General features: G+C 72.4%; 19 protein-coding genes. 15 read left to right on the forward strand and 4 right to left on the reverse strand.

Annotation, left to right across the window (positions count from 1 at the left end; genetic code table 11):
• Positions 1-105: 105 nt before the first annotated feature.
• From ACIP4Z_RS31160 to ACIP4Z_RS31205, 10 genes are all read left to right on the forward strand, one after another.
• Positions 106-765 carry a ThuA domain-containing protein gene (locus ACIP4Z_RS31160; RefSeq protein WP_366823664.1) on the forward strand — a complete coding sequence of 220 codons (660 nt, stop codon included), beginning with the start codon at positions 106-108 and terminating at the stop codon, positions 763-765.
• Complete coding sequence (locus ACIP4Z_RS31165) at positions 762-1,556, forward strand: sugar phosphate isomerase/epimerase family protein (protein WP_401313647.1); 795 nt, start codon at positions 762-764, stop codon at positions 1,554-1,556. Before ACIP4Z_RS31160 ends, ACIP4Z_RS31165 begins: the two co-directional genes overlap by 4 nt.
• Positions 1,553-2,524: an NAD-dependent epimerase/dehydratase family protein gene (locus ACIP4Z_RS31170; RefSeq protein ID WP_391048361.1), complete on the forward strand. Its 972-nt coding sequence runs from the start codon at positions 1,553-1,555 to the stop codon at positions 2,522-2,524. Before ACIP4Z_RS31165 ends, ACIP4Z_RS31170 begins: the two co-directional genes overlap by 4 nt.
• Positions 2,525-2,617: 93 nt before the next feature.
• A complete protein-coding gene (locus ACIP4Z_RS31175) occupies positions 2,618-3,679 on the forward strand; it encodes a Gfo/Idh/MocA family protein (RefSeq protein ID WP_401313649.1) in 1,062 nt (353 codons plus the stop codon).
• Complete coding sequence (locus ACIP4Z_RS31180; protein ID WP_355333197.1) at positions 3,676-4,437, forward strand: GntR family transcriptional regulator; 762 nt, start codon at positions 3,676-3,678, stop codon at positions 4,435-4,437. The genes ACIP4Z_RS31175 and ACIP4Z_RS31180 overlap by 4 nt, the downstream gene beginning before the upstream one ends.
• Before the next feature lie 151 nt (positions 4,438-4,588).
• On the forward strand, positions 4,589-6,754 hold the full coding sequence (locus ACIP4Z_RS31185; RefSeq protein WP_401313651.1) for a primary-amine oxidase: 2,166 nt from the start codon (positions 4,589-4,591) through the stop codon (positions 6,752-6,754).
• Positions 6,751-7,503, forward strand: coding sequence for a sugar phosphate isomerase/epimerase family protein (locus ACIP4Z_RS31190; protein WP_401313653.1), 753 nt, complete (start codon positions 6,751-6,753; stop codon positions 7,501-7,503). Before ACIP4Z_RS31185 ends, ACIP4Z_RS31190 begins: the two co-directional genes overlap by 4 nt.
• Entirely contained in the window at positions 7,500-8,627 is a 1,128-nt protein-coding gene (locus ACIP4Z_RS31195; protein WP_391048351.1) for a Gfo/Idh/MocA family oxidoreductase, read from the forward strand. The genes ACIP4Z_RS31190 and ACIP4Z_RS31195 overlap by 4 nt, the downstream gene beginning before the upstream one ends.
• Positions 8,624-9,646: an SIS domain-containing protein gene (locus ACIP4Z_RS31200; RefSeq protein WP_401313655.1), complete on the forward strand. Its 1,023-nt coding sequence runs from the start codon at positions 8,624-8,626 to the stop codon at positions 9,644-9,646. The genes ACIP4Z_RS31195 and ACIP4Z_RS31200 overlap by 4 nt, the downstream gene beginning before the upstream one ends.
• Entirely contained in the window at positions 9,643-10,545 is a 903-nt protein-coding gene (locus ACIP4Z_RS31205) for a BadF/BadG/BcrA/BcrD ATPase family protein (RefSeq protein WP_355333187.1), read from the forward strand. Before ACIP4Z_RS31200 ends, ACIP4Z_RS31205 begins: the two co-directional genes overlap by 4 nt.
• 85 nt (positions 10,546-10,630) lie before the next feature.
• Here the strand turns inward: ACIP4Z_RS31205 and ACIP4Z_RS31210 are convergent, their stop codons facing one another.
• On the reverse strand, positions 10,631-12,649 hold the full coding sequence (locus ACIP4Z_RS31210) for an NPCBM/NEW2 domain-containing protein (protein ID WP_401313658.1): 2,019 nt from the start codon (positions 12,647-12,649) through the stop codon (positions 10,631-10,633).
• Between the two features lie 451 nt (positions 12,650-13,100).
• On the opposite strand from ACIP4Z_RS31210, the gene ACIP4Z_RS31215 reads away from it, so the two are divergent.
• Positions 13,101-14,558, forward strand: a complete 1,458-nt coding sequence (locus ACIP4Z_RS31215; RefSeq protein WP_355333182.1) for a UbiD family decarboxylase — start codon at positions 13,101-13,103, stop codon at positions 14,556-14,558.
• Between the two features lie 161 nt (positions 14,559-14,719).
• On the opposite strand, the gene ACIP4Z_RS31220 is transcribed toward ACIP4Z_RS31215, so the two are convergent.
• A complete protein-coding gene (locus ACIP4Z_RS31220; protein ID WP_401313660.1) occupies positions 14,720-15,481 on the reverse strand; it encodes a GntR family transcriptional regulator in 762 nt (253 codons plus the stop codon).
• An 88-nt stretch (positions 15,482-15,569) separates the two neighbouring features.
• Between ACIP4Z_RS31220 and ACIP4Z_RS31225 the strand changes: the two genes are divergently transcribed.
• Entirely contained in the window at positions 15,570-15,812 is a 243-nt protein-coding gene (locus tag ACIP4Z_RS31225) for a hypothetical protein (RefSeq protein ID WP_401313662.1), read from the forward strand.
• A gap of 139 nt (positions 15,813-15,951) precedes the next feature.
• Here ACIP4Z_RS31225 and ACIP4Z_RS31230 read toward each other — a convergent pair whose 3' ends face one another.
• A complete protein-coding gene (locus ACIP4Z_RS31230) occupies positions 15,952-17,475 on the reverse strand; it encodes a flavin monoamine oxidase family protein (protein WP_401313675.1) in 1,524 nt (507 codons plus the stop codon).
• Positions 17,476-17,872: 397 nt separating this feature from the next.
• Here ACIP4Z_RS31230 and ACIP4Z_RS31235 point away from each other — a divergent pair, with 397 nt between their 5' ends.
• Positions 17,873-19,723: an arabinofuranosidase catalytic domain-containing protein gene (locus ACIP4Z_RS31235; protein WP_401313664.1), complete on the forward strand. Its 1,851-nt coding sequence runs from the start codon at positions 17,873-17,875 to the stop codon at positions 19,721-19,723.
• A gap of 66 nt (positions 19,724-19,789) precedes the next feature.
• On the opposite strand, the gene ACIP4Z_RS31240 is transcribed toward ACIP4Z_RS31235, so the two are convergent.
• Complete coding sequence (locus tag ACIP4Z_RS31240; protein ID WP_401313677.1) at positions 19,790-21,043, reverse strand: MFS transporter; 1,254 nt, start codon at positions 21,041-21,043, stop codon at positions 19,790-19,792.
• A gap of 711 nt (positions 21,044-21,754) precedes the next feature.
• Between ACIP4Z_RS31240 and ACIP4Z_RS31245 the strand changes: the two genes are divergently transcribed.
• Positions 21,755-22,240: a TrkA C-terminal domain-containing protein gene (locus ACIP4Z_RS31245; RefSeq protein WP_391129492.1), complete on the forward strand. Its 486-nt coding sequence runs from the start codon at positions 21,755-21,757 to the stop codon at positions 22,238-22,240.
• A gap of 6 nt (positions 22,241-22,246) precedes the next feature.
• On the forward strand, positions 22,247-22,893 hold a 647-nt coding region (locus tag ACIP4Z_RS31250; RefSeq protein WP_401313666.1), incomplete at its 3' end, for a cation:proton antiporter.

The following is a 22,893-nucleotide window of genomic DNA, read 5'->3' on the forward strand; positions in this document are numbered from 1 at the left end:
GGCCCGCCTCCCGCGGCCGGGCGGGGGCCGCCGAGCCACGCCACGACGCACGACCCCAAGCCATCTGTGAGGAACGCAATGCCACACCTCTCGACCCCGAGAGCCATGGTCATCGTGAACGGCGACGACATCCACCACGACCTGCTGAGCGCTGCCGAGGTCTTCCAACAGCTCGGCACCGAGGCCGGGTTCGCGACCCGCAAGGCGATGGGCACCAGCCGCTTCGTCGACGCGCGGCCGGAGACCGCCGAGGCGGACGTGTACCTCTTCTACACCGCGGGCGGCCACTTCGCGACCGAGCAGCAGCAGGCGCTGGCCGACGCCGTACGCGCGGGCAAGGGCCTGGTCGGCGTGCACGGCGCCAACATCATGGGCTGGGCGGGCGACGGGCTCGACCCGGCCGACCGGCCGCTGTTCGAACTGCTCGGCAACCGCTACCTCTCGCACGGCCCCGGTCACCACGAGGGCCGCCACACCGTCGAGATCGTCGCGGACCACCCGGTCACACGCGGCCTGTCCGACTTCGAACTCTTCGACGAGTACTACGAGTTCGAGCTGGCCGACGACGACGTGACGGTCCTCGCCTCGCGCCGTCGCGCGGACGGCGAGGTGATCCCGGTGCTCTACGCCCGCGAGGCCGGGGAAGGCCGCGTGGTGTATCTGGCGCTCGGCCACGACATGCGCTCGTGGGGCGAGCCGCCGGTGCGCGCCCTGGTCCGCCAGGCCCTGCTGTGGGCGGCCCGCCGTACGGAGGAGGACGCGTGACCGCCGAGATCGGTGTGATGACGTACACGGTGCTCGACCAGGCCCGCGCCGACCTGGAGGGCACGCTCGCCGAGATCGCCGGGATCGGTTACGCGGGCGTGGAGACGTACGGCCTGGTGGAGCACTTCGGGGCCGCCCGGGTCAGGGACGCCGTCGCGTCCGCCGGGCTCGCGCTGACCAGCGCGCACACCCCGTTCCCCGCCGGTCCTGACGCCGAGGCGCTGCTGGACACCAACGAAGAGCTGGGCGCCGAGGTGCTGGTCTGGAGCATGGAACGCGAGGAGTTCGACTCGCCGGACGCGATCAAGCGCGGTGTGGAGCGGGTGAACGAGGCCGCCGAGCGTGCCGCCGGGCGCGGCATGCGGATCGCGTACCACAACCACTTCGCCGAGTTCTCGCAAGTCTTCGACGGGCGGCAGGCGTACGACCTGCTGCTCGACCTGCTGGACGACCGCGTCCTGGTCGAACTCGACGCCTACTGGGCGCAGATGGGCGGCGCCGACCCGGCCGAGGTGCTGGCCGGGCTCGGCGACCGGGCGCGCTTCGTGCACGTCAAGGACGGCCCCGCCGTCAGCTACGAGGACGACGTGATGGTGCCCATCGGCGAGGGGCGGATCGACTGGGCGCGCACGCTGACCACGCCGTCCGGCCTGCGCTGGCACATCGTCGAGCTGGAGCGGCTGCACATCGACACGTTCGAGGCGCTGCGCCGCTCCTACGACCACCTGGTCGGCCGCGGGCTCTCCCGCGGCGCCTCGCACGTCCCGGCGCCGACCGAGGAGCGGGCATGAGGGTGCTGTTCCTCGGCGGCGCCGGGATGATCGGTTCCGCGGCGGCCCGCGAGGCCGTCGCGCGCGGCGCCGACGTGACGATCGTGACGCGGTCCGCGCCCGTCCGGCCGCCGGCCGAGGGCGTACGGTCGCTGCGCGCGGACGTCCGGGACGCCGCCGCGCTCGCGTCGGCGCTGGGCGGCGAGGAGTTCGACGCCGTCGTCAACTGGGTCGGCTTCACGCCCGACGACGTGCGCGACCACCGGGAGCTGTTCGCCGGCAGGGCCGGGCAGTACGTCTTCATCAGCACCTGCTCGGTCTTCGGCCGCCCGGTGCCGCTGCTGCCGATCACCGAGTCCAGCCCGCGCCGCCAGCCGCACTTCGGCTACGCGCGGGACAAGATCGCCTGTGAGCTGCTGCTGGAGGAGGCGTACCGCGAGGCGGGCTTCCCGCTGACGATCGTGCGGCCCTTCCACACCTACGACCGCACGGTGATCCCGGTGCTCGCGGGCTGGACCGCGATCGAGCGGATGCGGGCGGGCCGGCCGGTCGTCGTGCACGGCGACGGCACCTCGCTGTGGTCCCTGACGCACTCACGGGACTTCGCGCGCGCCTTCGTCCCGCTGCTCGGCAACGGTCAGGCGATCGGCGAGAGCGTCAACGTCGTCAGCGGCGCGATCCTCACCTGGGACCAGATCCATCTCGCGCTGGCCGCCGCGGCCGGGGTGCGGGAGCCGGTGCTGCGGCACCGGTCGAGCGAGTCGATCGCCGAGCTGGTGCCGGGGTGGCGGGACGTGCTGGAGCACGACTTCCGGCACTCGATGCTCTTCGACACCTCCAAGCTGCGGGCGCTGGTCCCCGGTTTCGCGCCGGAGGTCTCCTTCGCGCAGGGCGCGCGTGAGGCGCTCGCGCACTACGACGCCCACCCCGGACTGCGGGTGGTCGACGAGGACCTGGACCGGGCCTTCGACGGTCTGCTGGAGGCGTGATGCGCGCCGCACCGGACAGTGGTACTCCGTGGTCTTTACGTGGCGTACCTTTATAAGACCAATGCAAAACCACTTTGCTATCATGGGGCGAGAATGACGAGGGAAGAGGAACGCGTGATCGGCGTCGGGCTCATCGGTTCCGGATTCATCGGCGACACCTACGCGGACGCTCTCCAGGACGTACGGAACGCGGCGCTCGTCGCCGCCTGTTCGCGCGACCTCGCACGCGCACAGGCGCTGGCCGCCAAGTGGGCGCCGGACGCGACCTGTTACGACGACATGGCGGCGCTGTGCGCGGACCCGGACGTCGACCTCGTCGTGGTCGCCGTGCCCAACGAGGCACACCTGGACGCGGTACGGGCGGTCGCCGCCGCGGGCAAGGGCGTGGTCTGCACCAAGCCGCTGGCCCGCGACGGCGACGAGGCCGCCGAAATCCTGCGGGTGGTCCGCGAGGCCGGGATCTGGCACGGCTACGCCGAGAGTTCGGTCTTCTCGCCGAACATCGCCAAGGCGCACGAGATGGTCGCCGCGGGCGCCATCGGCGACCTGCTGACCCTGCGCGCCCGCGAGGCGCACTCCGGGCCGCACGCCCCGCACTTCTGGGACGCGCGGACCGCGGGCGGCGGCGCCCTGCTCGACATGGGCTGCCACACCGTGGAGTCCGCCCGGCACTTCTTCGGCAAGGACAACCCCGTCACCGAGGTCTTCGCCTGGGGCGCCACCCTCGCCCACGCCGACCGCACCACCGGCGAGGACACCGCCGTCGCGCTGCTTAAATTCGCCGGCGGCCAGCTCGCCACCGTCGAGTCCTCGTGGATCGAGAAGGGCGGCATGCAACTGCGCCACGAACTGGTCGGCAGCGCGGGCCGGTTGGTCACCGACACCTCGGCGACCCCGGTGTGGGGCTTCATCGAGAACCCCGCGGGCTACCTGGTGGAGAAGGCCGACGCCGACACCGGCTGGGTCTACCCGGTGCCCGAGGAGGCCCGTGCCTACGGCTTCAGCCAGGAGATGCGGCACTTCGTGGACCGCTTCGCCCGCGGCGAGACCCCGCTGGAGACCTTCGAGGACGGCCATGTCGTCAACCGCGTCCTCGACGCCTGCTACGCCTCCATGCGCTCGGGCACATGGGAGAAGGTCCAGGTCCCGGCATGAGCACGCAGCACACGGCGCCCCGGGCGCTCACCACGCACTACCCGGAGCCGCTGTGGCTCCAGGCCAAGGCCGCGCTCCAGGAACGGATCGCCGCGGGCGAGGTCGAGCCCGGCTCACGGCTGCCGCCCGAGCGCGAACTGTGCCAGATGCTCGCCATCTCCCGCGTGACCCTGCGCAAGGCGCTCACCGCGCTGGTCGAGGAGGGCGTGCTGCGCCCGGCGCACGGCCGCGGCTGGTACGTCGGCGTGCCCGAGCGCAAGGAGTGGCCCAACACCCTGGAGTCGTTCACCGAGACGGCCCGCCGGATGGGCCTGGTGCCGACCTCGCGGGTGCTCCGCCGCGAACTGGGCACCTCGACCTTCGACGAGGCGGAGGCGTTCCAGATCGCGCCGGGCACCCCGCTCTACCGCGTCGACCGGGTCCGCATGCTCGACGGTGTGCCGATCGCGGTGGACGAGTCCTTCGTCCCCGCCGACATCGCCGTCGGCTTCGACGAGGTCGACTTCACCGACCACTCGCTCTACGACACCATCGCGGGGCTCGGCTTCCAGCTCGACCGGGCCGACACGACGATCGAGGCGCGCCCGGCCGACGACGTACTGGCCGGACACCTCGCCATCGCCGCGGGCACGCCAGTGCTGGAGATGCGGCAGATCGTCCGCGACCGGAGCCAGCGCCCGCTGCTCTCCTCGGCGATCCGGTACGCGGGCGACCGCTACCGGCTGCGGACCTCCTTCGCGCGCGGCAACGCGACATGAGCCGTCACCCGAAGGCCGCCGCCACGGCGCGCTCCCGTACGGTTCCGGCCCGCCGCCCGGGGGTCGCGGCAGCCGCCCCGGCCCGCCGCCCGCGCGCCGCCTCCCTCGCCCCGACCCGCCGCCCGGACCCACTCGCAGATGCGGAGACCTCGTGACCCCGACCCCGCCTGAACCGACCGTCATAGCCGGGGCCGTCCCGGGAGCCCGCGCCGACGCGCTCGCCGGGTCCCCCGCCGGGGCTCTCGCGGGGGCCCTCGCCTCGCCGCGGCCGGCGGAGATCACCGCGACCACCGCGCTGCTGCGGCGCGAAGGGCTCCTCGGCCCCGACACCCATGTCGCGTACCTCGGCCTGGCCGAACAGGACAAGCGCGAACTGCTCGCGGGCGACGTGGCCCCCCGCCGCTTCCGCGTGATGCTCATCGACATGCGCACCGGGGTCTCGTACGACACCGTCGTCTGCCCCGAGCAGGACCGGGTCGTGACCGCCAGGGAACTGGACGTCGCCACCGACGGCCATGTCCCCGTCGTCCTGGCCGAGTTCCCGCTGGTCGAGGAGATCGTGCACCGCGACGAGCGCTGGCTCGCCGCCATGCGCAAGCGCGGCCTGACCGACCCCACGCAGCTCCGGGTCAATCCGCTGTCGGCCGGGGTGCCGGGCGAGGGCGAGACCGGCCGCCGCCTCCAGCGCTGCTTCACCTTCGTGCAGAAGACCCCCGACGACCTCGGGTGGGCGCACCCGGTGGACGGCGTCACCGCGATCGTGGACGTCGTGACCCGCGAAGTCCTCGACGTCCAGGACCACATGGACCTGTCGGTGCCGCGCGAGGACGGCAATTTCCACGACCCCGCGTGGGTCGGGCAGCCGCCGCGCGCGGGACTGAAGCCCATCGAGATCACCCAGCCCGAGGGCCCCAGCTTCACCATCGACGACGACGGCGTCCTGCACTGGCTCGGCTGGTCCCTCCAGATCGGCTTCGACCAGCGCGAGGGCCTGGTCCTGCACAACGTCGCCATCGAGGACGCGGGCGTGCCGCGCCCCGTGCTCTACCGCGCCTCCATCGCGGAGATGATGGTCCCCTACGGCGACCCGAGCCCGCAGCGCTGGTTCCAGAACTTCTTCGACTGCGGCGAATACCTGCTCGGCGGCTTCGCCAACTCCCTTGAACTGGGCTGCGACTGCGTCGGCGACATCACCTACCTGGACGCCGTGCTCGCCGACAGCGCGGGCGAGGTCCGGGTCGTCCCGCAGGCCATCTGCGTCCACGAGGAGGACACCGGCATCCTCTGGAAGCACTACGACAACTGGACCGGCTCGTCCGACTCACGCCGCAACCGCCGCCTGGTCGTCTCCTTCTTCGTCACCGTCGGCAACTACGACTACGGCTTCTACTGGTACTTCTCCCTCGACGGCGCGATCGAGCTGGAGGTCAAGGCGACCGGTGTCGTCTTCACCTCGGCCTACCAGGGCCCCGGCCACCCCTTCGCCTCGGAACTCGCCCCCGGCCTGGGCGCCCCCTACCACCAGCACCTGTTCAGCGCCCGGCTGGACATGACGGTCGACGGTACGGACAACGCCGTGGACGAGGTCGAGGCCGCCCTCGTCCCGCGCGGACCCGCCAACCCCACCGGCACCGGCTTCACCCAGACCGTCACCCGGCTGCGCACCGAAGCGGGCGCGCAGCGGCTCGCCGACAACACCCGCAACCGCTCCTGGCTGATCACCAACCCCTCGGTGACCAACCGGCTCGGCAACCCGGTCGGCTGGATGCTGCACCCCGAGGGCCTGCCCGTGCTGCTCGCCGACGAGGAGTCGGACATCCACCGGCGGGCCACGTACGCCACCAAGCACCTGTGGGTGACGCCGTACGCGCCGGACGAGAACTATCCGGCGGGCGACCTGGTGAACATGCACACCGGCGGCGCGGGGCTGCCCGCATGGACCGCCGCCGACCGGGACGTGGACGGCACCGACATCGTGCTGTGGCACACCTTCGGGCTCACCCACTTCCCGCGCCCCGAGGACTGGCCGGTCATGCCGGTCGACTCGGCCGGCTTCGTCCTCAAGCCGTACGGGTTCTTCGGCCGCAATCCCACCCTCGACATCCCGCCGTCGAGCGGCGACCACTGCCACCCGGCCGGAACCCACGGCGCGGGCCACAGCGGCCACGAGGGCCATGCGGGCCATGACGGTCACCGGGGCCACGACGGCCGGGACGGCCGGGACGGCCGGGACGGCCGGGGCGAAGACCACGGCCACCACGACCACACCCACCAGCACCAGCAGCAGCACGACGATCACGGAAAGGCCGGAGCATGACGGCAGAGCACCCGCTGGGCATCCAGCTCTACAGCGTGCGTGACGACCTCGGGCCCGACCGGCTCGACGGCACGCTCGCGCGCCTGGCGGCGCTGGGCTTCACGCACGCCGAGCCGTACGACATCCTCACCGACCCGGCCGGGCTCGCCGCCGCCCTGCGCGACAGCGGCCTGCACGCGGCCACCGCGCACTCCTCCGTGCTGCGCCACGACACCGCCGAAATCGTGGACGCCGCGGTCGAGTCGGGCATCGGCACGGTGATCACCCCGTGGGTCGCACCCGACAGCGTCGCCGACCGCTCCGGGGTCCAGCGGCTCGCCGACACGCTCAACGCGGCGGCCGAGCAGGCCGCCGCGCGCGGTGTGCGGATCGGCTACCACAACCACGACTTCGAGTTCGCGCAGCGCGTGGACGGCGTCCCCGCCTACGAGGTGCTGGCCGGACTCCTCGACCCGGCCGTCGTCCTGGAACTGGACGTCTACTGGGCCGGGGTCGGCGGCGCCGACGTCTTCGAGCTGCTGCCCCGGCTCGGCGACCGGGTCAGGCTGCTGCACGTCGTACGGGACCGCGAGCCGGGCAACGACCGGCCGGTGCTCGGCGTCGACGCCACCGACCGGATGGCCGAGGTCGTGGCGCTGGCCGCCCCCGTACTCGAACTGCCGGTCGTCGAGGTCGTCGCCCACCACAGCGACGTATGGCCGCTGGTGGAGCGCAACGCCGCCTACTTCCGTGAGCTGGTGACCGCGTGAGCGCGCACGGGACGCCGACCCGCGTCGCGGTGGTCGGCGCGGGCAACATCTCCGACGAGTACCTGCGCTCGCTGACCTCCTACCCCGACCTCGCCGTCACGGCCGTCGCGGACCTCGACCCCGCGCGGGCCAGGGCGCAGGCCGACGCGTACGGCGTCCCGGTGTCCGGCACGACGGCCGAGGTGCTGCGCCGCGACGACGTCGACCTCGTGGTCAACCTGACCGTCCCCGCCGCGCACGACGAGGTCGCGCTCGCCGCGATCGAGGCGGGCAAGCACGTGTGGGGCGAGAAGCCGCTCACGCTGGACCGCGACAGCGCCCGCGCCGTCCTGGACGCCGCGAGCGCCGCCGGGGTCGCGGTGGGCAACGCGCCCGACACGATCCTGGGCCCCGGCATCCAGACCGCCGCGCGGCTGCTCGCGGACGGCGCGGTCGGCCCGGCGCGGACCGTACTGACGCTGATGCAGGGCCCGGGACCCGACGCCTGGCACCCCGGGCCGGGGTTCCTCTTCGCCAAGGGCGCGGGCCCGCTCTTCGACATCGGCCCCTACTACCTCACCGCGCTCGTCCAACTCCTCGGCCCGGTCGCCTCGGTGACCGCCGCGGGGCACCGGCCGCGCGCGGAGCGCACCGTCGGCTCCGGACCGGACGCGGGCACCCGCTTCCCCGTCGAGGTGGACACGCACCTCAGCGTCCTCACCACCTTCGCGTCCGGGGTGGTCGGCACGTCCGTCTACAGCTTCGACTCGCCGGTACGCCGCCAGTTGTTCGAAGTGACCGGCGCGGACGGGGTGCTGGAGGTCCCGGTCAGCGGATTCGACGGCCCCACACGGCTGTTGACCGACATCACCCCCGAGGCGCCGTGGCGGACCGTCCCCGCGACCGGCGCCCCGGCCGGGCGGGGCGTGGGCGTCCTGGAGATGGCCCGCGCGATCCGGGCGGGCCGACCGCCGCGCGCCGGCGGCGAACTGGCCTACCACGTACTCGACGTCATGCTCGCGATCGAGGAGTCCGCCGACCTCGGCGCGCCCGTACGGATCGACAGCACCGCGCCGCCTGTCCCACCGATCCCGCCGCACTGGGATCCGACCACCCGGACGTCCGAAGGAACGGAGCAGAAATGACCGACGGCTACATCGCCTACTCGGCGGCCCGCGCGACCCAGGCGGAGGCCCTTGCCACGGCGGTCACCCGGCTGACCGGCGCGGTCACGGCGTCGGCGGCGGAGGGCCGGCTGTCGGGGCCGGGACCGGTCTTCGTCGGCATCGGCGCCAGCCTGGCCGCCGCGTGCGCGCCGGTCTGGGCGCTGCGCAGCCGTGGTGTCCACTCCTGGCGGCTCGGCGCGGGCGACCACCCGCTGCCCTTCCCCGCCAGCGCCCACCCGGTGGTCGGCGTCTCGCAGAGCGGACGCAGCGCGGAGACGCTCGCCGTGCTGGACTCCGTCGACCCGGCGCGACGGTTCGCGGTGGTCAACGTCGTGCCGTCGCCGATCGCGGACCTCGCCAGCGGTGTGCTCGGCCTCGGCAGCATCCCCGACAGCTACGCGTCCACCATCGGCTACACCGCGACCGTCGCCGCGCTCGGCCTCCTCGCCGACGCCTGGGACGGCGGCCGGATCGACGACGGCTGGGCCCGCCTCGGCGAGGTCTTCGCCCGCACCGAGCGCGTCCTGACACCCCAACTGCGCGCGCTGGCACCGCTGTTCGCGTCCGCGACCTCCGCGGACTTCGTCGGCACCGGGCCCGCGGTCGGCTCGGCGGAGGCGAGCGCCCTGCTCTTCCGCGAGGTCGCCAGGATTCCGTCGACCGGCATGAGCACCCGGCAGTATCTGCACGGCTCGATGGAGTCGGCGGGCGGCGGGGTGCACGTCATCTTCGGCGACACCCGCGAACTGGCCGTCGCCGAGACCCTGGCGTACTCCGGCCACCGGGTCGTCCTCGTCACCAGCGAGCCCGTCCAGGGCGGCCCGCTGCTGCACCCCGTCACCGTGCCGCGCCTCCCGGCCGCGCAGCGTGCGATCATCGAAATCCTGGTCGCACAGATCCTCGTCGAAGCGGTCGCCGAGGTCAGGGGAGTCGAGATCGAGGAATTCGTGTTCCACAACTCCGACATCAAGGTCGCGGCCGAACGGCCGGGCGTATGAAGGTCGTTGTCGGCGCCGACGTGGGCGGCACCAAACTCGCCGTCCGCGTCGCGCCGTTGGCCGACCCGGCGGCGTCGCCGCGCGCCGACCGCACGCTGCCGGCCGACGGCTGGGAGGCGGCGCCGGTCGACACCGCCGCGCGCTGGCTGCTGGAACGGCTGACGGGCGCGGTGCCCGAGGGCGACGAGATCGCCGCCGTCGGGATCGGCGCGCAGGGCTGCGACACCCAGCGGCACTGCGCGCACCTGGCGGCGGCCGTCGAAGCCCTCGGCGTACCCGCCGTCGTCGTCAACGACGCGGCGCTGCTGGTGCCCGCGGCCGGTCTCGACACCGGCATCGGCGTCATCGCGGGCACCGGCTCGATCGGCGTCGGCGCCGACGCCGCGGGCGAGGTGCTCTTCGCGGGCGGCTGGGGCTGGGTGCTGGGCGACGAGGGCGGCGCGCCCGCGATCGTCAGGGACGCCGTCAGATCGGCGCTGGCCGCGTACGACGCCGGGCGGGCCGACGACGGACTGCTCGCGGCGCTGCTGGACCACTTCGGCGACCCGGACCCGCAGACGCTGGCCCGTACCGTCAACGACGAACCCACGCCCGGCAATTGGGGCCCGGCCGCGCCCGCCGTCTTCCGTGCCGCCGACGCGGGCTCCGCGCTCGCCGCCGCGGTGGTCGAGGAGGCGGGCCGGCAGTTGGCGCTGCTGGTCACCCGGCTCGTCGGCCGGGGCGCCGTCGGGGACACGGTGGTGGCCGCGGGCAGCGTCGTCGTGCGCCAGCCGCGGCTCGCCGACGCCTTCCGCGCCCGGCTCGCCGCCGCGCACCCCTCGCTGACCCTGCGCCTGCTGGACGTTCCCCCGGTGGCGGGCGCGGTGGCGCTGGCCAGGGCCCGGCACCGCACGGGCTGACATGGGCCGGGGCGGCACGGGCTGACATGGGCCGGGGCGGCGGCGCGTGGGAGGGATACGCGCCGCCGCCCCGGGTCGTGGGCGGTCAGGAGCAGATGAGCTTCGCGTCCGCCCAGTCCGCGTGGTCGCTGTCGTTGCCGTCGCCGCCGTCGTCCACGACGAGCCGCACATTCTGCGCGCCGGTCACGTCGGCCGTGAGCGCCTTGCCGCCCATGGCGTTGGTGACCACGCCGCTGTCGGCGACCGTCGTGCCGTCCGCGACGACCGTGAAGCGGACGGTGCCCTTGCCGTTCTTCTCGTCGTCCACGCCGACCGTCGCCGTCACCGTAGAGCAGACGCCGCCGAGGTAGTAGGCGATGTCGCTCGGCGCGTGCACCCCGAGGCCCTTGGCGTAGACGCTGCCGCCGAGCGTGATCGGACTGCCGTCGTCCGCGCCGGTCTCACCGTTGCTGCGGTCGCGTTCGACCGGCCCCCACCCGTTGCTCGACGTCGTCCAGGGCAGGTCGCTGAGGTAGCTGGTCCCCGCGGGCGGCGGCACCTTGACGGCGACGCTGCCGACCAACGGCACCGTGACGGTACGGCCGTTGACCAGATCGCGGTAGCTGACCGTGCCGGTGACCGGATACGCGCCCGGTCGCGCGTCGGCGGGCACGGTGACCGTCCACGGTGTGGTGAGGGTCCGGCCGCCGGGCAGCAGCAGGCTGCCGGTGGCGCCGGTCGCGCGGACCGTCCAGCCGTCGGGGCCGGTCAGCCGCACCTTCACCGTCGCGGCGGGCAACGAGCCCAGGTCGGTGGCGTACGTGGACACGGTCGCGCTGTGGCCCGGCTCGATGTGGTCGGGTCCGGTGACCCCGGTGTCGAACAGCGGCGGCGCGAGGACCGCGCGCGGGTCGGTGCCGACCCGCAGCAGGACGGTGCCGTGCGCGGGCACGGTCGCGGACAGGCCGCCCGCGCTCTGGTAGTCGGTGTGCGCCCACAGGTCGCGCACCGAGTAGTTGCCGCGCTTGGGCAGTCCCGCGGCCCGCGCGGTGGTGGAGATCCGCTGCGCCTGGTCGCCCGAGTTGAACAGGGCCACCGCCCGCTCGCCGCCTGCCAGCTTCTTGCTGAGCACGTACCGGCCGCCGTCGGAGGAGACCACGGTGGCCTGGCTGCCGAGCGGGTCCTGGTCAAGGGCGATGACGTCCTTGTCGCCGAGGATCGACAGGGTCTGCGGGGTCGCCTTGCGCAGGTCGGTGCCGATCAGCAGCGGCGAGTTCATCATCGACCAGAGCGAGAAGTGCGTGCGGTACTCGGTGTCGGTCATGCCGCCGTTGCCGACCTCCAGCATGTCGGGGTCGTTCCAGCGGCCGGGGCCCGCGTACGGCGCCAGCGGCATGTTGTCCTCGGCGATGGACAGCATGCTCGTCCAGTTGTCGCTGATGTCGCCCGTGGTGCGCCACGAGTTGCCGACGTCACCGGCCCACTCCCACGGGTTCTGCACGCCCCACTCGCACAGCGAGTACACGATCGGGCGGCCGGTGGCGGCCAGCGCGTCGCGCATCGCGGTGTACCGCCTGACGTAGTCCTCGCGGGTGCCGTCGCTGGTGTTGTTGCAGTTGTCGTACTTGAGGTAGTCCACACCCCAGTCCGCGAAGGTCCGCGCGTCCGTCGTCTCGTGGCCGAGGCTGCCCGGGTACCCGGCGCAGGTCGCCGTGCCCGCGTCCTCGTAGATGCCGAGCTTGAGTCCCTTGCCGTGCACGTAGTCGGCGGTGCCCTTGATGCCGTCGGGGAACTTCACCGGGTCGGGGACCAGGCGGCCGTCGGCGTCGCGGGTGTGCGTCATCCAGCAGTCGTCGATGTTGACGTAGGTGTATCCGGCGCTCTTCAGACCGGAGCTGACCAGGTAGTCGGCGGTCTGCTCGATCAGGGCCTGGCTGACGTCGCAGCCGAAGGCGTTCCAGTCGTTGAAGCCCATCGGGGGCGTACGGGCGAGGCTGTTGTCGAGTGCGGCGGCGGGGGTGGCGGTGACCACCGCACCGGCCGTGACGGCCGCGCCCGCGAGGGCGCCGCCCCACAGGGTGCAGGCGGTGGCGCAGGCGAGCAGCCTGCGGACGAGTCGTGGCATGGAGAATCCTCTGCTCGCGGGGTGGGCGAGGCGGACGGAGGTCCGCGGATGCGCACCGTGGGACTGATCGTGTGCGGATCGCTGGCATTTCGACGCTTTGACTCAACGGAACTGAACAGAGTCGAGCAAATTTCTTCGCGGCGACACGTTAGGAGCCGTGCGGGGCCATGACAAGACTTCGGTCAGATTCACCAGAAGTGTCGACACTCAATGGTGCGGGGGTGCGGATCGCTGGCCCCTGGACAGGGGGTATCCCCACTGCTTCAATCGGGTCCCGTGGTCGAGTGTCGACACTTCAGGGGAAACGCGATGCTCGCTCACCTCGACGAGGAGGGACCCGGGCATCCGCGGGCGCAGCGACACCGGCGACGTACAACTCGCGGACTACTCTTGCGGCTTCTTCGACCTTCATCGCGTCGCGACACACATGAGAGAACGGGAGGCGAGTGGCGTGAGGTCCCTCGACGACGTCAATGACCTGCGGACCTGGCTCGAACTGGCCGGGGAACTCGGTGAGGTCCGCACCCTCTCCGGAGCGCACTGGGACAAGGAGATCGGCGCCGCGTCCGAGGTCAACTACAAACGCCCCTCGCCGCCCGCGCTGCTCTTCGACGACATCGAGGGCTACCGGCCCGGCCAGCGAGTGCTCACCGCCAGCATGGCCAACGCCCGCAGGCTCGGCATGACCCTGCGGCTCGGCACCGACCTGGACGACCGCGGTCTGGTCGAGGCGCTGCGCACCCGCCCCAACGAGTGGGTGGAGAACGCCGGGAAGTACCCCGTCGAGGCCGTCGACCGGGGCCCCGTCACCGAGAACGTGATCACCGCGGCCGACGCCGACCTGCTCGCCTTCCCCGTGCCGAAATGGCACGAGAACGACGGCGGCCGGTACATCGGCACCGGCTGCGCCGTCTTCACCACCGACCCGGCCACCGGCGTCCTCAACGCGGGCGCGTACCGCATGCAGGTGCAGAACGGCGGGCGGGCGGCGAGCATCAACATGGAGGCGGGCAAGCACGGCGCCGCGCACGTCCGCGAGTGGTTCGCCCGCGAGGGCCGGGCGCCGGTCACCGCCTCGCTCGGCCACGACCCGCTGCTGCTGGTCGTCGCGGGCACCGAGGTGCCCACAGGACTGTCGGAACTGGAGTACGCCGGGGCCGTGTTGGGCCGCCCCGTCGAGGTGATCCGCGGCGAGGTCACCGGGCTGCCGATCCCCGCGACCGCCGAAATAGCCGTCGAGGGCTGGCTGTATCCCGAACGCCGGGAGCAGGAAGGGCCGTTCGGCGAGTGGACCGGCTACTACAGCGGCGGCACCGAGGCCGTGCTCACCATGGACGTCGAGCGGATCTACCACCGCCACGACCCGATCCTGCTCGGCGCCCCTCCCGGCAAGCCGCCGCACGACTACTCCTACATGCGCAGCGTGATGAAGTCCGCGATGATCCAGGACGCGCTGGTGCGGTCAGGACTGCCCGGCGTCGAGGGCGTCTGGGCCCACGAGGTCGGCGGCGGACGGCAGTTGCTCGCCGTGTCGATCCACCAGAACTACGCGGGTCACGCCCGGCAGGCGGGCTACCTCACCTCGCAGCTCCCGCAGGCCGCGTACATGAACAAATTCGTGGTCGTCGTGGACGCCGACGTCGACCCGCGCAGCCTCAACGACGTGATGTGGGCGGTCTGCACCCGCACCGACCCCGCCGACGACATCGAGACGATGCGGCAGACGTGGGGGAGCAGGGTCGACCCGCTGCGCGCACCCGGCCTGCCGCCGTTCAACACCCGCGCCGTGATCGACGCCTGCCGCCCCTGGACCCGGCTCAAGGACTTCCCGCGGGTCGCGGAGGCCAGCAGGGAACTGGTCGACCACGTAATACGCCGCTGGCCGGACATCCTGGGCGGTGCCAGGTGACAGCCCGGCCGTCGACAGGATCGCCGACGAGATCGCGGTGGCCGCCGCCGCCCCGAAGCGGTCGCCCTCCACCGGGCCCGCACCGCGGCGGACGCCCCGGGCGGGGCCGCGCGGTCCAGGAGCGCCCACGACGCGCAGGCCCGCTGATGTCGACCGGCGGGTCAGTCCGGGGAGCCTGTCCACCCCGAGCGCTCCACCGCCGCCAGACCGCGTAGAACGATGGACCGTGTGAGCGCGACGGCCAGTTCCGCCTCGCCGTCGGCGTACGCGCGGACCAGCCTGCGGTGGTCCTCCACCGACGTGTCGAGGCGGCCCGGCAGGGAGAGGCTGAGGTGACGCAGATGCAGGGTCCTGATGCCGACCGAGTCGAGGACGGCGCGCACGGTCTCGTTCCCGGCCAGCCGCGCCTCGGTGTTGCGGAAGTCCACGATCAGCCAGAAGTACCGCTCCAGGTCCCCGGCCGCCGCGGCCTCCTCGAGACGGGCCTGAACGCCGTCGAAGACCTCGATCTCACCGGCCGTGCGGTGGGCGATGATCCGGCGGCTCACCAGGCCGTACAGCTCGGACCGCAGCTCGTAGATCTCCCGGACCTCGGTGAGGCCCAGGCGGCGCACGCGGGGGCGCTTGCGGGCCGCGATCTCGACCAGGCCCTCGCGCTCCAGGGTCAGCAACGCCTCCCGCACCGGGGTCCGGCTGCTGCTGAACTGCCGGGCGAGTTCCACGGAGTTGAGGTCGTCGCCCGGCTTCAGCCGGCCCTCGATGATCGCGCTGCCGACCGAGACCAGGATGCGGGCCGCCACGCTGTCCAGGTCCTCCGACCGGCGCAGCACCCGCAGGATCTCCCGCTCACCGGCCGTCAGCGGCGGTCCGGACGCACGCGGGGCGTCCCGGCCCTCCCCGTTGACCGCCATCACGTCACCCACCGCCTCTCCGCTCACGGCCGCCCGCCCACGCCCGCGGGTTCTCCCGGCACTTCGCGGGCGCTCCTCGCGACTCGTGGAAGGGTCTGTCATGGATCACCACATCACACCACGGGTGCCATGGGTCGTCGGAATCACCGGAGTCGGCGGCACGCCGTACGCCGCGGCCGTCATCCGCGGGCCGCTCGACGCGGGTGAGGCCGTCGACCTCGGCGCCCGCACCCCGGAGGAGACGGCGGTGCCCGTCGCCGCCGGGATCGCCACGTGCCGTTGGGGCGGTACGGGGTTGCCGCTGACCGGGCTGAGCGGTGACATCCACCGCCCCGCGGCCTGAGACCGGCCCCGCGGGCTGAGACCGGCCCCGCGGCCTGAGACCGCCCCCGCGGGCTGAGCCCAGGCCCTCGGGCTGAGACCGGCCCCGGCCCCCGTACCCTCCCGTACCGCCCCCGCCGGCTCGCGGCCGACCCGGTGCGTCAGGCCAGGACCCGCCGGTGCAGCGCCGTCACCGCCTTGCGCGCGGAGGTGAAGGCGCCGTGCTGCCAGGCGTCCATGTAGCTGAGCCAGTCACCGGCGAAGTACACATGCCCGGTCGGCTCGTTGAGCGGCTGGTAGCGGGCGGCGTCCGGTCCGCCGGGCGTGCTGTGCCAGGCGGCCTCCTGGTACGGGAACTGCCGCCAGTGGTGCGAGAAGGACGTGGCCAGCTCCGTACGGTACTTCTCGCCGTAGATCTTCACGCCCGCGGCGACCGCCCGCGCCTCGCGGGCCTTGGGGCTCAGCGCCGCGTAGGAGTCGGCCTTGGAACCGGTGTTGTAGTAGCCGATCAGCAGACCGCGCCTGCCGTGGAAGCCGTAGGACGGGTGCCAGATGTGGGTGACGTCGAGGTCGGTCTCGGTGATCCCGCCGTAGATCCGGTGGTCGGTCTCCCACCAGCGCGAGGCGTACTCCAGGCCGATCTTGCCCGCCGAGGACGGGGTGATGGCCTCAAGTGCCGACTGGACGCCCGCGCCCAGATTGTGCGGCACCTTGGCGAGGATGTTCGGCGGCATGGCGGCGACGCAGAAGTCCGCGTCGACCGTCCGCGTCCTGCCGCCCTGGGTGTACGTGACGGTGACGCCGTGCGCGGTGTCGGTGACCTTCGTGACCGCGCAGCCGGTCCGCACCCTGCGCGTGCCGACCGCGGCGGCCAGCGCGTGGGGTATCCGGTCCATGCCGCCGACCGGCTGGAACATCAGCATCGCCTGGTCGAACTCGAACTCGAAGGCGAAGTAGCGGCCGACGCCGGTCGCGAAGATCTCGGAGGCGGTCGGCACGTCGCCCGCCACCACTCCCGGTGTGCCCGCGGCGCCCGGCCAGGCCGAGTAGCCGCGCCGCGAACCGCCGCTGTAGTCGAGGGTGTTGCCGAGCGCGCCGTAGTCCTTGAGGAATTCGACCAGCTTCTCCTGGTCGGCGGCGGTCAGGTCCTTGTCCAGCGCGCCCTGGTCGGTGGCCTTGGCCAGCAACTCGCTGACGTAGCCCAGCACATCGGCCTTGGCGCTGCGGTAACGCATGGGCTCGGTCATTCCGGCCGACTCGTTGTAGAGGTAGGTGTCGGCGTTGACGTTGGTGAACACCTCGATGGGCACGCCGAGTTCACGGCAGTAGTCGAGCGTGACCATCCACTGGGCGATCCGCGCGGGACCGGCGTTCATGTACTGGCCGTCGGAGAAGCGGGCGGTCTGCCGGTTGCCGTACAGGTCGGTGGTGGTGTCGCCGCCGCGTACGGTGAAGTTGCGGCCGCCGGGCCGGTCGCGGGCCTCCAGGACCGTACAGTCGTAGCCCGCCTTGCCCAGTTCGTAGGCGGTCGTCAGTCCGGCGATGCCGCCGCCGAGCACGACGACCTTGGCGGCGGCGCGGCCGGTGAGGTGGAAGTCGCCCGGCCGCGGCGCGCGGTACGGCGCCCCGCGCGTGGCCGCCTCCGCGCCGGGCGCCAGACCCAGCGCACCCATCGTGGCCAGCATCGCTCCAGCGCCGCCGGTGGCCCCGACGGCGCGCAGGAAGTCACGGCGATTGAACGGTGTCATCTGTCATGTCCCCTTTCGCTCATGGCGCGGGAACTCTCGCAGCGGCGTGTTACACCACGTCAGTTGACTTGTGTCACAGAGGTAATGCACTCCTCGCCGGGCCACAGATTCGGACAGGTCGTGCCCGGCCGAAGCCAAAGAAAGCAACAAATATTGACGGGGTCGAACAGGGGGCGTACTTTCCGAGCCGGTCGACCCCGCGTGTCCTTCACGTCCCTCCCGCACCCGTCACGTCCCCCAGGCGTTCGATCCGGGCCCCCACGCCCGGCTCGGGCCGCCCGTCCCCGCAGGCACCGCTCGTCTCCGCTCCACCCCCCACCCCAAGGAGCACCGCATGCGCAAAAGGAGATACACCGCCCGCTGGAAAGCCCTGCTGACCTCGGTCGTGGCCACCCTCGGCCTGGTCTTCAGCGCCTTCATCAGCCTGCCGGGCACCGCGCAGGCCGCCGGTTCGCTGCCCTGTGACCTCTACGGCGCGGCGGGCACCCCCTGCGTCGCCGCGCACAGCACCACCCGCGCCCTGTTCTCCGCGTACAACGGCCCGCTGTACCAGGTCACGCGCGCCTCGGACGGCGGCAGGGCCGACATCGGGCTGCTGGCCACGGGCGGTTACGCCAACGCCGAGCAGCAGGACATCTTCTGTGCCAACACCACCTGCCGCATCTCCAAGGTCTACGACCAGACCTCGCGCCACAACGACCTGCTGCCGGGCCCCGCGGGCACGGCAGGCGGCGTGGACCGCGGGGCGGACGCGAGCGAGATCGCGGTGCACGCGGGCGGCCACAAGGTGTACGGCATCTGGATCTCGCCGGGCGTCGGCTACCGCTACACCGGCGCGGCCTCCGGCGTCCCCGTCAACGGCCAGCCCGAGGGCGTCTACATGGTCGCCAGCGGCACCCACGTCGGCTCCGACTGCTGCTTCGACTACGGCAACGCCGAGAGCACGCCGTCCGACACCGGCAACGGCCACATGGACGCCGTGAGCATCGCCACCACCTGCTACTTCGCGCCGTGCAACGGCTCGGGCCCCTGGGTCGAGGCCGACATGGAGAACGGCATGTTCCAGGGCGACAACGGTTCCAACACGGCCAACGCGGGCAACAAGAGCGCCTACGTCACGGCGGTGCTGAAGAACAACGGGCAGACGACGTACGCCATCAAGGGCGGCGACTCCCAATCGGGGGGCCTGTCGACCTGGTGGAACGGGTCGCTGCCGACCCGGGGCGGCTACAAACCGATGCACCAGGAAGGCGGCATCATCCTGGGCACCGGCGGTGACAACAGCAACCGCAACATGGGCACCTTCTTCGAGGGCGTGATGGTCGCCGGTTATCCGACCGACGCCGCCGAGAACGCCGTCCAGGCGAACATCGTCTCCGTCGGCTACTCGGGCCAGACCAATGTGCCCAACGGCCCGCAGGGCACGATCACCGGCCCCGGCGGCAAGTGCGTGGACGTCGCCGCCGACGACACCGGGGTCAACGGCGCGGCCGTGCAGCTCTGGGACTGCCAGACGTACGCCGAGGACCAGCACTGGGCGCACAACGCCGACAACTCGCTGAGCACGATCGGGCGTTGCCTGGACATCAACGGCAACGGCACGGCGAACAACACGCAGGTCGAGCTGTGGGACTGCAACGGCGTCGGCGGCCAGAAGTGGATCCAGCGCTCCGACGGCTCGCTGTTCAACCCGCAGTCGGGCCGCTGCCTCGACACGCCGAGCGGCGCCACCGGGAACGGCACCCGGCTCCAGATCTACGACTGCAACGGCAGCGCGGCGCAGAAATTCGCCGTCAAGGGCGGCGCCCCGGTGCCCGCGCCCGCCGGGAAGTGCGTGGACGTCGCCGCCGACGACACGGGCGTCAACGGCACCGCCGTGCAGCTCTGGGACTGCCAGTCCTGGGCCGCCGACCAGCACTGGTACCACAACGCCAACGGCTCGCTGAGCACGATCGGCCGTTGCCTGGACATCAACGGCAACGGCACGGCGAACAACACGCAGGTCGAGCTGTGGGACTGCAACGGCGTCGGCGGCCAGGTCTGGCAGCAGCAGGCCGACGGCTCGCTGCTCAACCCGCAGTCGGGCCGCTGCCTCGACGACCCCAACAGCGCAGGCGCCAACGGCACCCGGCTCCAGATCTACGACTGCAACGGCAGCGCCGCGCAGAAGTTCACCCTCAACTGACAGAGCGCGCAACGCACGTGTGACCGAGGTGGCGCGGGCCCGGTGCCCGCGCCACCTCCGTCGCGCTCACGTCCGGGCCGACGCGTCCGCCGCTCCGCGGACGGGGAGCGTACGGCCCAGCCGGGCGAGCGGGGACAGGGAGATCACCAGCGGCGAGAGCAGCATGCCCGCCGCCGCCACCAGGAAGCCGGTGCGCAGACCGCACTGCGCCGCGAGGAGACCGCCGAGCAGCGAGCCGAGCGGGGCCGTTCCCATGCCGACGAAGCCGATCGTCGCCGCCGCGCGGCCCTGCATCCCGTCCGGAGTGACGGTCTGCCGCACCGCCATCAGCGTCACACTGACCAGCTGACCGCACGCGCCGAACGTCAGGTTGACCGCCACGAGCGCCGGAACGGTCAGCGCGCCGCCGCCGTGCAGCGCGGGTACGCCGATCATCACGCTGTCGCCGAGCACGGCCGCGCACGCGAGCACCGGACCGTGGCCGAACCGGCCCGGCAGCCGGGCCGCCAGCAGTGAACCCACCAGCGCGCCGGGCCCCGTCGCCGCGAGCACCAGCCCGACGACAGCGCCCGACAGGCCCAACTCCCTGGGCAGGAACAGCAGATAGACGGTCATCGTCGCCGCGAAGGCGCACTGGAAGGCGGCGGAGGCGAGGCACACCGCCCGCAACGACGGTTCACCGACGACGAATCCGACCCCCTCGCGAATCCGCCGCCGGACAGCGGGCGTACGTCCCGAGCGCCGAGGCACCGCCTCGCCGCGCCGAATCCGCCGGATCGACACGAACGACAGCGCGAAGAACAGCGCGCTGGACGCGAGCGCGACCGGCGCCGACAGCAGCGACACCAGCACACCGCCGAGCGCCGGGCCGCCGATCTGCGCCGCCGACCTGCTGCCTTCGAGTGCGCTGTTGGCGCTGACCAGTTGGTCGCGGTCCAACAGCCGTACGACAGACGCCTGATACGCCACGTCGAAGAAGACCGACAGCGCCCCGACGCCGAACGCGGCCACCAGCAGCACCGGCAGACCGAGCCCGCCGAGCAGGCACGCCACGGCCACCGCCCCCAGCGCCAGCGCCCGCCCGCAGTCCGCCGCCACCATGACCGTACGGGTCCGCCATCCGTCCACCCACGCCCCGACGAACAGCGACAGCAGCGGTATCGGCGCCTGCCCCACCGCCCGCAGCACCCCGACCTCACCGCCGTCGGCGCCCAGCAGCAGCACCGCGATCAGCGGCAGGACCACCGCGCTCCCGTGCTCCCCGAGCTGCGAGACCGTCTGCCCCACCCACAACCGGCGGAAATCCCGGTCCCGCCACAGCCCCGGCGATCCCGGCGGCCCCTGCGACCCGGGCGTCTCCGGAGCCGCGGGCGGCTCGGCGGCCTTCGCGGGAACGCCTCCGTCGTCAGCGCGCGCCGGAACGGCCGACCACCCCTTCGTCTCCTCGGAACCGCTCAGTCATGGGCCCCGGGGACCCTAGCCCCCGGGCGGCGAAGGGCGCACCCGAATTGTTCGCGGGGCCGGCCGGACCCGGCGTACCGGCAGGTCGGGGCGCGTCGCGGCGGGCCGACCCGCCCTGTGACGCCCAGGTGAATTCCCGGCCATGAGAGATCCGCCTGGGGTGTTATATCCACTCATGTGGGATTTGCGGCATTTATTATGCGCTAGAGTCTTGACCAGCGCTTTACATATGTCGCAGAGGTGAGCCGAGGAGGATACGTCATGGAACGGGATGTCCTCGTCGTAGGCGCATCCGCGACCATGTCGGAAGTCCTCCCCACGGCATCGCCGTATTTTCCCCGGGTCGCGCGTGTCGAGAACGCGCCTCGGGACGCCGTACCTGATACGGACCCCCTTTCCGCGCCTTACTGCTGACAGCGTCCGGCTCCCACGCCGGGCGCTGTGGCAGGAGCGCTGCGGCACGCCACCGCATAACGCGCGTCGTCACCCGGCACAGAACTCTGCCGGGTGACGCGCATGCTGGCGTCCGCGACCGGCACTCACGCACCCGCGTCCCGATGGAGCACGTTCATGGAACCAACCGCCCGCGCCCGAAAGACCCCGCTGCCGGGAGTCGGGGCCCGCTATGACATGACGACCGAGTCCGGCCGCCACCTGTCGGTGGTCGTGCACCAGGACGGCAGGCGGTTCCTGGCGTTCCATGACCCCGAGGACGACGACGCCTGCAAGGACGCGACCGCGCTCGCGCCCCACGAGGCGACCGCGCTGGCCGACCTGCTGACCCCCGACCCCGTCGGCCACCTGCAACAACACCTTGAGATCGACCTGGTCACCGAACACATCACCGTGAGCAAACGCTCGCCGTACGCGGGCCGCACGCTCGGCGACACGCAGGTACGCACCCGTACCGGCGCCTCGATCGTCGCCGTGCTCCGCCGCACCTCCGCCGTGCCCTCGCCCACCCCCGACTTCCGCTTCGCCGTCGGCGACACCCTCGTGGTCGTCGGCACCCGCGAAGGCGTCGGCGCCGTCGCCGAACTGATCACAGGAGGATAGAAACCTGTGCACAACACGACCGACATGCTCATCGAACTCGGAGCGATCATCCTCGCCCTGGGCATCCTCGGCCGCCTCGCGGGACGTGTCGGCTTCTCGCCGATCCCGCTCTACCTGCTCGCGGGACTCGCCTTCGGCAAAGGCGGACTGATCCCGCTCCAGGCCAGCGAGGAATTCGTCGCGACCGGCGCCGAGATCGGTGTCGTATTGCTGCTTCTCCTCCTGGGTCTGGAATACAGCGCCTCGGAACTCGTCACCAATCTCAAGACCCAATATCCGTCCGGCGCGGTCGACTTCGTCCTCAACGCATTGCCGGGCGCCGCCGCCGCGATCCTCCTCGGCTGGGGTCCGGTCGCGGCCGTCGCGCTCGCCGGAGTGACGTGGATCTCCTCCTCGGGTGTGATCGCCAAGGTCCTCGGCGACCTCGGCCGCCTCGGCAACCGTGAGACCCCGCTCATCCTCGGCGTCCTCGTCCTCGAAGACCTCTCGATGGCGGTCTATCTGCCGATCCTGAGCGCCCTGCTGGCGGGCGTGAGCCTGGCGGGCGGCACCCTCACTCTGCTGATCTCGCTCGGCACGGTCGGGATCGTCCTGTACGTGGCGCTGCGCCACGGGCGGCTGATCAGCCGCGCCGTCTCCTCCGACAATCCCGA

Origin of the sequence: Streptomyces sp. NPDC088910, assembly GCF_044749865.1 — a bacterium.
GTDB lineage: Bacteria > Actinomycetota > Actinomycetes > Streptomycetales > Streptomycetaceae > Actinacidiphila.